This is a genomic window from Romboutsia sp. CE17, assembly GCF_012317385.1.
Classification (GTDB): Bacteria; Bacillota; Clostridia; order Peptostreptococcales; family Peptostreptococcaceae; genus Romboutsia_E.
Genome location: NZ_CP051144.1, coordinates 141,585 through 155,517, shown reverse-complemented (window position 1 = coordinate 155,517; position 13,933 = coordinate 141,585). Strand labels below are relative to the sequence as shown.

Here is a 13,933-nt window from a genome sequence, read left to right as displayed (position 1 = left end):
TAAAGTTTTTGTAAGATTGCTTAAATCTTCATTATCCCATCCAAAATACTACGAATCATTCCTACTGGAAAATTGTTTCATACGTAAGTTTTAATTTATTTCTTCTATTTTGTTATCTTCCCCTAATTTATCTACTAGTTCTTTATACATACTCATCCCCACCGTTTTTAATATTAATTATTTATTTAAAATTGCAATTATTTCATCTAACATTTGTTGCCCACCTTCATGGTTGAAAGTAGTAAGAGATCTAAGTGGCATAAACTCTATCATTTCTACAAACATATTTCCTTCCCCTGAATCACTTTTATTTGCACCAAGGCTCTTAAGTATTTCATTCATTATTTGTTGAGCCTCAGGAAGATGAGCTATATCTCCTACAGCTGTATTTTTAGTAACAATAGTTTCAAGAATGTCAGTAGAGTTTACTCTTATTGTCTCTTGAAGAACTATGTCTTTTGAAGATTTTCCTATTAATATTTCAAATTCTCCGCTTTCTACATGCCAATCCCCTAATTCAACATTGTAGTATGCAAAGCTTCTTTTATTTAATTCAAAAGTAATTTCTTTTTCTTCTCCTGGCTCTAATCCTACTTTTTCAAATCCTTTTAACTCTTTTTCAGGTCTTATTACACTACTTTCTATATCTCTTACATATAGTTGCACAATTTCCTTACCAAATACATCTCCTGTATTTTTTATCTTAACACTTACACTTACTTTTTCAGTATCATCTATTACATTTTTACCTACCTTTAAATCACTATACTCAAAGTTTGTGTAGCTTAACCCATGTCCAAATGGGAATAATACATCTATCTCTTTTTTATCGTAATATCTATATCCTACAAATATACCTTCTTTGTACTCTACCTTATCCACTTCACCTGGGAAGTTTAAGAAAGAAGGGTTATGAGATAGTTTTAGTGGGAATGTCTCTGCTAACTTACCACTTGGATTAGCTTCTCCATATAAAATATCGCATATAGCCTTACCACTAGCTTGACCTGTTAAGTATGCTTCAAGTATTGCTTTTGCATCATCTACAAAAGGCATTTCTATTGGAGATCCATTACTTAAAACTACAACTATATTTTCATTTACAGATTTTAATACTTTTACTAACTCCTCTTGATTTTTAGGAATATTTAAATGAGTTCTATCAAATCCTTCAGACTCATATCTTTCTGGAAGCCCTATAAATAATACTACTTTATCAACTTCACTAGCTACTTTCTTAGCTTCTTCTACTAATTCTTCAACAGTATCATCTATACTTAAATCATATCCTCTAGAGTACTTTACATATTCAGTCCCTGCAAAGTTTAATATTTCTTCATATGTATTATCTAATTTAGTTGGATTTATATGAGAACTTCCTCCACCTTGGTATCTTATCTTAGTAGCAAGTTCTCCTATAACTGCTATCTTTTCTTCTTTCTTAAGAGGAAGTATTTTTTCTTCATTTTTAAGAAGTACCATACACTCTCTAGCTATTCTTCTAGCTAATTCATGATGCTCTTCTTTAGAGTATGATGCATTTTCTTTTTTATTTTCTACTACTTTAAATATTATATTTAATATTCTTTCAACAGCTTTATCTAAATCTTCTTCACTTAATGTTTTATTTTTAACTGCCTCAACTATTAAAGCATCACCTATACCGCCATCAGCTGGCATTTGAAGTTCTAATCCTGCATGTAACCCCTTATCTCTATCATTTACTGCACCCCAATCAGAAACAACAAATCCTTCAAATCCCCACTCGTCTCTTAATATTTCAGTAAGTAATCTATAATTTTCAGAGCAGTACTCTCCATTTAACTTGTTATATGCACACATTACAGTCCATGGCTGTGCTTCTTTTATTGCAGATTCAAAACTTGCTAGGTATATCTCTCTTAAAGTTCTCTCGTCAACTATTGTATCTATCGTCATTCTTCTATGTTCTTGATTATTAGCTGCAAAATGCTTTAAAGATGTTCCTACTCCTTGACTTTGTGTACCTTGTATTTGACTTTTAGCCATTTCACTACTTAAATATGGGTCTTCTGAGTAATATTCAAAGTTTCTACCACATAAAGGTGATCTTTTTATATTAGCACCCGGTCCTAATATTATTGATACATCCTCAGCTTGACACTCCTCACCTAGTGCCACCCCAAGTTCTTTTATTAAATCTCTATCAAATGAACAAGCAAGTGCTGATGCTGTTGGAAAACAAGTAGATTCTACACTTTCATTTATTCCTAAGTGATCCGCTTCTGTTGCTTGTTTTCTTAGACCATGAGGTCCATCTGTCATCATTATTGACGGTATATTTAATCTTTCTATTGACTTAGTATTCCAAAAGTTTAACCCCGAGCATAATGATGCTTTTTCTTCTAAAGTCATTTGTTTTATTAATTCTTTAATATTCATCGCTAATACCCCCATATTATTTTTAATTTATAAATTTTTTAAGTTTATTTTCTAATTATTTTAAAAATTATTATTAATTTTATTCTTTAATTTTAAAACATAATTCTTATTTATAATTTTATAATTTTGAAAAATAAACTTCATTTTGATTTTTAATTAGTTTCAAGTCAAATATTAACTTGTTTTTATAATAAATATTATAAGGAAAATATTTTCTAATTAAAAAATCACTATAAATAGATTAAAAATTAATCCTTTATAGTGATTCGTATTAATATATTGGTTGTATAGTGTAAAATTTAACCTCATGTGGTGCTAAATTATCATTTATTATACAATTTTTATTTATGTATTTATTATACTTCTTTATCTCTGGTGCAGAGTTATTATTTATATAAATTATATCCTCTTCATCTAAGTATTTTGGACTTCCCATATTAACCCATGTATCAAATGCTGAACCTTTTTCTTTGCAAATCTTGTACTCTTTAAATAAGTATTCACCAGACTTAATATTCTCAAGGTTTAATGTAATACTTTTTTCTATATTATTGAACACATTGTATCTATCTATCTTGCTTATTTGAGAAATATCTCCACCTGAGTAAATATTATCAAAGTGGCAATAGTTATAAATCATAATTTGATAAGAATCATATTTTTTAGTAACAATATAACCATCACCAGTATCTATTAATCCATCTCCTAACTTACTTAAAAGTTCGTAAGCATAAAAAGCAGATTTCTTTATTCCATTGTTAGTTATAAGCCCTAGCCCACCATGAAATACTTCTTCATCTATTCTAAACTCTTCTAACAAATCAGTACCTATCCAATATCCAAATCCATCTAATACATCTAAGTTTTCAATAATATTTTTAGCAATATAACTAGCTTTATATAAAGTATCATTAGTTAAATCTCTATGAGATGGAGTAGAATTCCATTCTGTCATATATAGGCTAGTTTTTTCTAACTCAAACTTTTTTAATATTTCATTAAGCTTATTTATCAAATCCTTTAGATAATTTTCATTTTTACTAATAAATATTTTCGCATCATTACCTACTAAATAATTATTCATACCTGCATCTAAAGAGTCTAATGGATAGCTATGGAAAGTTATAAAATCTGGTTTACAATTATTTTCCATGCAGTAATCTAGGTATTTTTCTAGATATGTATCTTTCAAAATACTATAACCTAATATAGAAGGCCCTCCTACTCTAAGTTTGCTATTTATAGACTTTATTGTATTATAAGTTTCTTTGAAAAATTCATCATAATATCCTTTTTTATCAAATGCAAACATTAAATTCATATCAGGTTCATTCCAAACTTCAAAATACCAAGAACTAACTTCATCAAGACCATATCTATTTACACAATGCCTAATAAACTTTTCAACTAATAGATTCCATAAATTAATATCCTTAGGTTCACTGATAATACTTTTTGTATAAAAAATTGTCTTATCTATGTTAAGTGCAAGTTTAGATGGCATAAATCCAAGCTCTACAAATGGCTTTAAATTAATACTCAATAAAAAATCAAAAAGCTTATCTACATATGTAAAATTAAAGCTAGGATTATTATTTTCTTCATCATAAATCATCATACCATCATCAAAAATCCCATGAAATCTAATATATTTAAATCCAATCTTACTTTGAATTTCCCTTAGATGATCTTGTACATCATTCATCAAACCTTCTTTTGCTTTTCCTATTGTTATTAAGTTTTTCCAAGTATGCTTTATACTCTTGATTGTTTTATTCAAATCAATATCTATAATGTTTTCGATCTTATCTATCATTTCTAAATCATTTGTATTATCTACAACTTTTAGATACTTAAAAATAAAATCCATTTGCCTACTAGCATTACACTCTAAGTAGTTAATCCCCTCATTTTGTTTATTATTCTTTATTTCTTTTATATTACAAAACTTTTTTCTGTAATTACTAGGAGTTTCTTTGTATGTATTTTTAAATAAATTAGTAAATGATTTTACATTAGCAAAACCATGATGTAGTGCTATATCAGTAATATTATAATCAGTGTTAAGTAAGTCCTTCATTGCATGTTCTAACCTGATAGAATTAAGGTAGGTTAAAAAATTCACTCCCATATGTTTTTCAAAAAACTTACTAAAATATTGAGGGGATAAATACTCCATGCTAGATATACTATTTAGAGTAATATCTTCTTTATAGTTTTGTTGGATATATGATATCACTCTATTTAGTCTTTCTAAGTACTTATAATTTTTATTTTTATTTTTTATTTCGGTACTACATTTAAATCTATTTATTAATATATATACTAACTCATTTAGTAATGAGTTTATTTTTATGTTATATCCATTACTTTGTCTTATATAGTTGTATGTTATTTCTGCTAGTATTTTTCTAATTAGTACAAATCTTTTATCATCTTTACTGTATTCAAATGATTTACAGTTAAAATTTATCTTATCCATACTTTCATATAAATCATTAAAATATGATAAATCTATTTGTGCTGCTATTACTATATTGCTTTGCTCAGATTTTATACAGTGTATTTCTTTTGAATTTATTATTATTAAATCATCTTCTTTTAGATTGTATTTCTTCCCATCTACTAACAGCTCTACTTCACCATGTGCTACTAATAATATTTCTATACTTTCATGCCAGTGACTTTGAACTACGTCTACTTCATGAACTAATATGTTTGCTGGTAATGATTTATCAAATTTTATAGTCTCGTGTATGTACCCCATGATTTCCCTCACTCTTTTATGCTATAAAAGTTATACTTTATCTTTTGGTTTATTTTAATCTTACCATAAAAAAGTACCCCCGTCGTAAAAATTGACAGGGACATTGATCTAAAATTTTAATAAATTTTCTAATCTGACAATTTGTCCAATTAGGATTTTTTAGTTTAGATAAAATATCTTATCTTATCCTGATAAGGCTTGAGTTATTTTATGGTATCATAATTTATATTTACACGCTAAAAAAGATATTAGCTATATAGCTAATATCTTTTGGTATATTTCAATAATTGAGACAATTCGAAAGGTTTATACCCACTATTGTTACAACTCTTATTAATCTATGATACCATTATATCCATATTTATACGGATATTTATAAATTTGCAATGCTTTCTATATGCATTGGTTTGTTATAATAATATCCTTGTACATATAAATACTCATTTTTTATTTTTTTAATTTCAGTATGTTGTTCTACATATTCAACACCTTCTAGTACAACAGCCTTATTTTTAGCACGTGCTATTCTAGATATAAACAATATAGTCTCACTTTTTATCGTGTCTTTTCCAATTCCATCAACGAAGTTTTTATCTACCTTGATAGTGTCAACATCTAGTTTTTGAAGTACATCTAAATTTGAATACTCTACACCAAAGTCATCTATTGCAATTTTAAATCCTGCCTCTTTTAAAAGACTTATATTTTTAGTTATTTTATTTAAATCATGCATTTTTACTCTTTCAATTATTTCTAAGCAAATTTTATTAGGGCCTAAGTTTGACTTAGATAATATTTTAATATATTTTTTAACAAAATCATCATTTTCTACTTCATTTAAGGATATATTAATTGAAATGTAAAAATCTTTTTCATACATAGATTTATATTCTTTAATTTTATAATAATCATAAATAGCTTTTTCAAGTATCCAAAGAGAAATATCATATAACATATTATTTTTTTCAATTTCTGGTATAAATTTATACGGTGGTACAAGTTTGTTATTTTCATCTACCATCCTTAATAAACCTTCAAAACCAACTATACTTTTTTCTCTAGGATTATAAATAGGCTGATATTGCAGTAAGTATCTATTATTAGCTATTCTAGCTTTAATTTTATTTCTTATAGTGATCTTTTTAATTCGTGGAATTAATAAAGTTAGAGTCAGTACTAAAGATATTGAAATTGATATTATTGAAATCACAAATTCACTATATACTGATTTTTTCTCTCTATTATTAAAATACTCATTATAAAGTTCAGTAATTGGACTTTCTTCTTCTAATCTAAAATCTTCAATAGCTTTATCTATCTGCTCTAAAATATCTCTACTATTCTTATTACCTGCTACATAAACGTTGTTTCCTAAAAATCTATAAAACAATTTATACTTACTTTCCTTGTCCGCACTATCAACCATTAAGTCAATTTTATCTTCTTCCATTAATTGTTCTAACTCTTTATAGGTTTTGGCATATGTAATATCTATATTAATATTATTAGCATCAAAAAAGTTAAATATCCAATTTGCATTGTAATCACCTTCAACTAATCCAAGTCTTACTATACTAAACTTTTTTAATGAATCTAAGGTAATAGATTTTTTAGTATAAAGACCAAATTTTTCATCAAAAATAGCATTATTATTAAATATAAAATTTTTTGTTGTTGATTCCGTTATAGGAACACCTAACATAATATCTATATCTCCATTTTTTAACTTTTCATATCCTTCAGAAAGGCTACATACAACATATTCATATTCATATTTAAGATTAATTTTTTCATTTAATAATGCAACAAGATCATAAGCATATCCGCTAATATTACCATTAGAGTCCACAACTATATATGGCTCATACTCATATACTCCGATTTTGACTATATCTTCAGTATCTTTATTTTCTGAGTATACATTTATTGAGAAAATATTTATAAATAGTATTATGAATATAAAATGTTTAAATTTAATATAAATCACCTCTATATATATATATATTTTTTTTCATTTAGTGGAATTATTTAAATTTTACTCTCTTCATAGTTGCTTATATAATTATGAAGAGAATAAAATTAATTTAACAATTATATTTTTTTACCTTAAATCCATTCTTTCCATTACGCTTAACTTCATAAAGCATTTCATCTGCCATTTGATATAATTCTTCAAAATTAAGATTCTCTTTAATAGTAATTGCACCTACACTAAGAGATATTATTTGACTAGAGTTATTGTACTTTACTTCTTTATTCATTAACATACACAATTCTTGTAATTTTTCATTGACCTTTTGAAGGTTGTCTTCATGAATATCTTTCATAAATACAATGAATTCATCTCCACCTAATCGAGAAATAATATCTTGATGAGAGAAAAATTCTTTTAATAATCCTGCAAATTCTATTAAAACTTTGTCTCCAATTTTGTGTCCTAAATAATCATTAACTCCCTTAAAATTATCTATATCTATAATAATAAAACTACCATATAATGATGGTTCTTTGGTAGTTAAATATTCTGTAATCAACCTCTCACATGCGCTACGATTATAAATACTAGTTAGGGAATCTATTTGCGTTTTTCTAAACAATATTTCTTTTGATTCGTTTATTCTGTTAAATTTCATTTTCACAATTATAAATATCATTATAGAAATAATACCTAAAACTATTGCAATTATTCCAATACATAGAGTTAAGTTTTCAAAGAAAAATTGTTTTAGCGTAATTTTATGACTAATACGCATTGTATTTTCATAAATAATATTTTGAGATTCATCCTTAGATATACTATTTATTGACTTATTAATAGCACTTAAAAAGTTTTTATTAGTTTGTTTTGGAAGTCCTACTGATACTCCTACTGTTTCCATTTCAGAAATAACCCTTAAATCTGGATAGTATCCTATAGCAGTATAATGAGATATAGTCTCTTTATTTCCATAAATTAGGTCTACTTCTCCTTTATTAACTGCTTCTATACATTCTTCAACTGTATCATAAGTATAAAATTCATAATTAGAATCTGGTTCAACATAGCCATGACCTTGTGCTAATGCAACTTTTTTACTATTTGCTTGATTTTTATGATCTTTTCGAACTACTGATACCATTTCTAGATTTAGGTATGATGCTGTTAATTTTATTCCATTTTTATCTGCACTTGAATATTCTCCAGGAACTCCAACTATCAAATCAGCTTTTTTCTCCTGTATCATTTTATATGCTTCTTCATAAGTTTTTACCTTGATCAAATCAAGATTAATATCTAATTTTTCAAATATTAAATTGACAAAATCAACAAATATACCCTCTACTTTTTTAGTATCATTATCATAATATTGAAGAGGTTTAAAATTTTCAATATAAACAGCTTTTAATTCTTTTACATTTTTAATGTATTCATCTTCTTCATTGCTTAAGATAAGAGAATAATCATTATTACTTTGAAAATACTTATTATAAAGTTGTTGCTCAAAGTAATAATTATTTTCTTCAATATTATAAATAGCTCTATTTAGCTCTTCAATTACTTTTTTATTTCCTTTTGTTGTTGCAAAATAATACTCTTTTGTTCCAAATTTAGCAACAACTTTTTCTTCACTTTCTATTAGTAAATCTCCAGTAAGAATTGCATCTATCTCTTTAGATTTTAACTTTTCAGTTAATGACACTACTTCTTCAGAAGAATAAGGAATTAACTCAACATTATTAATATCATGTTTTTTGCAGAATTCAGTGAATTTTTCTAGAGTTACTTTAGATCTTTCATAGTATCCTACCTTAATTCCATCTAATGTTTTATAATCTGATTTACTAATATTTTTATTATCTCTTAAAGTTGATAAAGTTGCATATGTAGACCCCATATCGTAATCAGGAAAATCATAAATTTTCATAGATGCATCATTCTTATACATCCCTGCTACAATGTCTATTTCACCATTTTTTAATGCATTTAATGAATCCATTAAGCTCATTTCAACGAATTCATACTCCCAGCCTGTATATTTTGCAATTTCACTTAGATATTCATATGCATAGCCACTATAAATACCATTTTTAAGTTCTGTGAATCCTTTTACAGTTGGATATCCAACTTTAATTACATTATCTTCTTCAGCTCTTGCAAATTTTGCCTGAGTAATAAGACATATAGTAATAATAAAAAAAATAAAAATGTTTTTATTAAATCTCTTAATTTTTTTGATCATATTATGTTCAAAAATATAATCACCCCTCTTTAAATTAATATTAAAAACATAGTCATTTATTTTTAAATTAATATAAAAAAACATAATCACCCCTTATTAGATTAATATTAAAAAATAGTATCTTAATCTAATAAAAATATAATTTATTTTTTCTTCGCAATTATAACATACTTTTACATCTTTTTACATTTGAATTTACAATATTTGTTTATTTACCCCTAAAAAAATTATAATATTAAAAATTTTTAAATTTTGCTTAAAAAAATAATACATCTAACTAAAATTAAAACTATCATTTAATTACCTTAGATTACAAAAAAAAGATATTGACTAATTAGCCAATATCTTTTTTATATGATTATTTAACAATTATTTTAAGTATATTTTTTTCATCATTATACTTTATAGAATTTACTATTAAATTAGATATATAATAATGCTAGTTCTAATAAAATAAAAAAAGATACTATGTTAATCCATAGTATCTTTATATACATTATTTAATTCTTATAATTTTCCTACTAAATCTAAGCTTGGTACTAATGTTTCAGCTCCTGGAGTCCACTTAGCTGGGCAAACTTGATCTCCGTGTTCTGCTACGAATTGTGCAGCTTGAACTTTTCTTAATAATTCTTCTGCATTTCTTCCTATTCCATTATCATGTACTTCGTAAGCTTTTATTTCACCTTCTGGGTTTATTACGAATGTTCCTCTTAAAGCCATTCCATCTTCTTCTATCATAACATCAAAATCTCTAGTTAATTTTCCAGTTGGGTCTGCTAACATTGGGTATTTTATTTTTCCTATTGTTTCAGATGCATCTGCCCAAGCCTTATGTACAAAGTGGCTATCTGTTGATACTGAGTAAACTTCGCATCCTATTTCTTGGAACTTTTCATAATTATCTGCTAGTTCCCCTAATTCAGTTGGGCAAACAAATGTAAAGTCTGCTGGATAGAATACAACTACTGACCAATGCCCTTTTAAATCTTCTAATGTTACTTCTTTAAAATCTCCATTTTGATATGCTTGAACTTTAAAATCTGATACTTTTTTGTTTATTAATGACATAATATCTTCTCCTTTTATTTTTATATTTTTATTTATTTAAATTTAGTAATGATTACTATTTTCATATCGTAATAATATTTATTCCCTAGTAAATCTACTTTAAACATATTTTTTTATTTTTTTAAAATTAATTTATTTGCTTATTAACTCTAATATTTCATTTATTTTTTTAGCTCCAAAATGGACTTTCTCATCATTTACAATTATTGCAGGAACACTCATTATCTTATATTTTTTCTTAATATCTTCAAACAATGATAAATCTATCATTTCTGTTTCTATATTCTCATTTTCCATAGCAAGTCTTTGTGATGCTACTACTACATCAGGGCATAAAGTACAAGATAGAGATACTATAACTTTTAAGTTAGTCTTTTTATCAAATGCTTTAATTTCATTTAATAAAGTTTCGTCTATAGCTTGACCTGGACCTGCTAAGTTGTATATAGATAATATAAATGAATTTAATTCATGTCCTCCTGGAACACCATGGAACTTAACTCCACTATACTTTTTATCTTTATTTAATAAAGCTACTACTGGTAACTTATCTGCATTTATCATTTCTTCTATTTCAAGATTTTCTGATTTTTTATAAATCTCAACATTTAATTTTTCACCTAAAGAAGCCATATCTAATATTAAATCTCTAAATTCTATTGATTTATCATTAGATTCATCAACTATTGATACTAGAGTAACTTCATTTTCCATAAGAGCTAATATTGATTTAATTTGACCTCTTAAAGCATCATTTAATAACTTACTTTTTTGGTTACCTTCACTTATATTTGTTTCTATACTTTTCTTTTCTTCTTTAACTTCTTCTTTTATCTCTTCAACAACTTCTTCATCTTCTATACCAAGTCTATATTTTTGCTCATTTACATACTTTTCTGCATTAGTAGCTGCAATTGCTCCATCTGCCACAGCTGTAACTACCTGTCTTAATGATTTTGGTCGTAAATCTCCTGCTGCATATACACCTGATATGTTAGTTTCCATATTTTCATTAGTTATTACATATCCTTGTTCATCTAACTTAACTTTACCTTTAAAAAGTTCTGTCTGAGGCTTATATCCTATGAATACAAATACTCCAAATGTACCATCTTCTTCACTTGCATTATATTCAAATTTTTCATTAGTTTTATTATTTTTAAATTTAGCAAAAGTTAAAACATCTTCTCCTCCAACTTCTTCTAACTCAGTATTAAATAATATTTCTATCTTTGGATTAGCTTTAACCTTATCAGATATAGTTTTTGCACAAGATAACTCTTCTTTTCTTACTACTAATCTTACTTTTCTAGCAAATTTAGTTAAGAATATAGCTTCTTCAGCAGCTGCATATCCACCACCTATTACAAAAACATCTAAACCTTTGAAAAATTCACCATCACAAGTTGCACAATATGCAACTCCTCTTCCAGTAAACTCACTTTCACCTTTAAATCCTAGTTTTCTAGGTGATGCTCCTGTAGCAAATATTACTGATCTTCCTTGTATTTCTTCTTTTTTAGTTTTAATAATTTTTATATCATCTTCTAAATTTAAATCTAATACTTCATCTTCCTTAAATTTAACATTAAACGCTAAAGCTTGCTCTCTTAGAGTATTCATATAGTCTGAACCTGTAGTTTGTAAAATCCCTGGATAATTTACCATTTCGTGTGTAGTTCTAATCTGTCCACCTACATTTTCTTTTTCAATAATCAAAGTTTTTAACTTCGCTCTTCCTGCATAAATACCAGCAGATATTCCAGCAGGTCCTCCACCAATTATTATTAAATCATATATCATTTACTTTTCTCCTAATCTATAAAATTTGAATTACTTTTCCTTATAAATTCATTACTATTTTAGCCTCAATCTGAAAGTAGTAATGATTACTATTTTTATTTAGATAAATTTATTCCCATATATACCTGCCTTAAACATTTTTTTTTAAAATTTTATTTATTTTAATTAAGATATATTTCTAATAAAAATAGATAACAAACAAAATAGATAATATAAATTATTTCGATAGTATTAACTAGATATAATATTTGATGTAATGCAGTATTGCCAGGTATAATTGCAACAGATACAGTAATACAAATAAAGTATATAATTAGTTTTTTTATACTAGCTTTGGGTAATAATAACTATTATCATATAAATTGGAGGTGCGACATGAAATTTTCAAAACAAAGGGAGCTTATACTTAATGAAGTACTAAATAGTCATCTTCATCCCACTGCTGATAGTATTTATACTAGTCTAAAAAAAACTAATCCTGGATTAAGTTTAGGAACAGTATATAGAAACTTGTCTGTTTTAACAGAGCATGGATTTATTTCTAAGTTGAGTATACCTAATCAATCTGATAGATTTGATAAAAATATAAATCCTCATGCACATTTTATATGTGAGAAATGTAATAATATTTTTGATATTGAATCGGAATCTATAAATAAGTTTATTAGCAATCTATCTAAAGAAGATGATTTATCTATTTCAAGCTACGATATTGTATTAAACGGTGTCTGTAAAAGCTGTAAAAAAGATATATAAATAAAAAAACTCATATCCAATGGATATGAGTTTTTCGCGGATTTCAATATTTAAGAGTAATACTTACCTACTCTAAGGCGTGTCTACTTTAAGGGGTTCAGTTCACTTAACTAGTAACTTAATACAATTCGTTATTATACTTTTTATCTTCAATTTCTCTATATTCTTTCATTTTATGTTTAAATAATTCTGCATTTGTTGGTGGTGTATAAGTAATAGCATTTGCACCAGCCTCAATTGTTTCTAAAATTGTTTGTTCTGATGGTCCACCTGTAGCAATTATTGGAATAAGAGGGAATTTCTCTCGAATTTTACGAACAATCTTTGCTGTATTAGCTCCTCCACTTACATTTAATATATCTGCACCTGCATCGATCTTACTTTGAATATCTGTTAACTCCGATACTATGGTTACAACTACAGGAATATCAACTGATTCCTTAACATGTCTAATAGTCTCATCAGGAGCTGGTGAGTTAAGTATAGCACCTATTGCACCTTGAAATTCGGCATGTAAAGCAATATTTGCTGATCTAGTACCATGTGTTAATCCTCCACCAACACCACATAAAACTGGTCTATCTGAAACAGACAGTATGGCTTGAGTAATTGAAGGCTGAGGTGTAAATGGATATACTGCTATTACAGCATCTGCGTTAGTATTTTTAATTATAGCTACATCAGTAGTAAAAATAAATGACTTCAACCTTTTTCCAAAAATTTTTATTCCCGATGCTTTAGAAATAATACTAGGAATTTCTACATAATTATTTCTTAAATTTGATGTTACCACTGGTACATACTTAACTTTATGGTTTTCCATACTATTCACTCCATTTCTTCTCTAATAAAATATTATATATTAAATTTAAGTTATATTTGGAGATAGCGCAAT

8 protein-coding genes are annotated in these 13,933 nt (G+C 26.5%); 1 reads left to right on the top strand and 7 read right to left on the bottom strand.

Annotated features, from left to right (window positions below; translation table 11 throughout):
- Positions 1-177: 177 nt before the first annotated feature.
- The 6 genes from HF520_RS00675 to trxB all read right to left on the bottom strand — a co-directional run bounded on the left by HF520_RS00675 (position 178) and on the right by trxB (position 12,282).
- The gene (locus tag HF520_RS00675) at positions 178-2,421 is read right to left on the bottom strand and encodes a glycoside hydrolase family 3 C-terminal domain-containing protein (RefSeq protein ID WP_207711016.1); all 2,244 of its coding nucleotides are present in this window, start codon (positions 2,419-2,421) and stop codon (positions 178-180) included.
- A gap of 271 nt (positions 2,422-2,692) precedes the next feature.
- Positions 2,693-5,188, bottom strand: coding sequence for a GH39 family glycosyl hydrolase (locus tag HF520_RS00670; protein ID WP_168572198.1), 2,496 nt, complete (start codon positions 5,186-5,188; stop codon positions 2,693-2,695).
- Positions 5,189-5,561: 373 nt separating this feature from the next.
- Positions 5,562-7,175 carry an EAL domain-containing protein gene (locus HF520_RS00665; protein ID WP_168572197.1) on the bottom strand — a complete coding sequence of 538 codons (1,614 nt, stop codon included), beginning with the start codon at positions 7,173-7,175 and terminating at the stop codon, positions 5,562-5,564.
- A 97-nt stretch (positions 7,176-7,272) separates the two neighbouring features.
- Positions 7,273-9,492 carry a GGDEF domain-containing protein gene (locus HF520_RS00660; RefSeq protein ID WP_168572196.1) on the bottom strand — a complete coding sequence of 740 codons (2,220 nt, stop codon included), beginning with the start codon at positions 9,490-9,492 and terminating at the stop codon, positions 7,273-7,275.
- 423 nt (positions 9,493-9,915) lie between these two features.
- Positions 9,916-10,479, bottom strand: coding sequence for an alkyl hydroperoxide reductase subunit C (gene ahpC / locus HF520_RS00655; RefSeq protein WP_168572195.1), 564 nt, complete (start codon positions 10,477-10,479; stop codon positions 9,916-9,918).
- 132 nt (positions 10,480-10,611) lie between these two features.
- Entirely contained in the window at positions 10,612-12,282 is a 1,671-nt protein-coding gene (gene trxB, locus HF520_RS00650) for a thioredoxin-disulfide reductase (protein ID WP_168572194.1), read from the bottom strand.
- Positions 12,283-12,657: 375 nt separating this feature from the next.
- Here trxB and HF520_RS00645 point away from each other — a divergent pair, with 375 nt between their 5' ends.
- Positions 12,658-13,038 carry a Fur family transcriptional regulator gene (locus HF520_RS00645; RefSeq protein WP_168572193.1) on the top strand — a complete coding sequence of 127 codons (381 nt, stop codon included), beginning with the start codon at positions 12,658-12,660 and terminating at the stop codon, positions 13,036-13,038.
- Between the two features lie 118 nt (positions 13,039-13,156).
- On the opposite strand, the gene HF520_RS00640 is transcribed toward HF520_RS00645, so the two are convergent.
- Complete coding sequence (locus HF520_RS00640) at positions 13,157-13,861, bottom strand: hydrolase (RefSeq protein ID WP_168572192.1); 705 nt, start codon at positions 13,859-13,861, stop codon at positions 13,157-13,159.
- Positions 13,862-13,933: the final 72 nt, after the last annotated feature.

Bases quoted from the DNA above. Each gene is read 5' to 3' on its own strand.
- HF520_RS00675 (WP_207711016.1), bottom strand. From the start codon at position 2,421: ATGAATATTAAAGAATTAATAAAACAAATGACTTTAGAAGAAAAAGCA.
- HF520_RS00660 (WP_168572196.1), bottom strand. From the start codon at position 9,492: ATGTTTTTTTATATTAATTTAAAAATAAATGACTATGTTTTTAATATT.
- HF520_RS00640 (WP_168572192.1), bottom strand. From the start codon at position 13,861: ATGGAAAACCATAAAGTTAAGTATGTACCAGTGGTAACATCAAATTTA.
- trxB (WP_168572194.1), bottom strand. From the start codon at position 12,282: ATGATATATGATTTAATAATAATTGGTGGAGGACCTGCTGGAATATCT.
- HF520_RS00670 (WP_168572198.1), bottom strand. From the start codon at position 5,188: ATGGGGTACATACACGAGACTATAAAATTTGATAAATCATTACCAGCA.
- ahpC (WP_168572195.1), bottom strand. From the start codon at position 10,479: ATGTCATTAATAAACAAAAAAGTATCAGATTTTAAAGTTCAAGCATAT.
- HF520_RS00645 (WP_168572193.1), top strand. From the start codon at position 12,658: ATGAAATTTTCAAAACAAAGGGAGCTTATACTTAATGAAGTACTAAAT.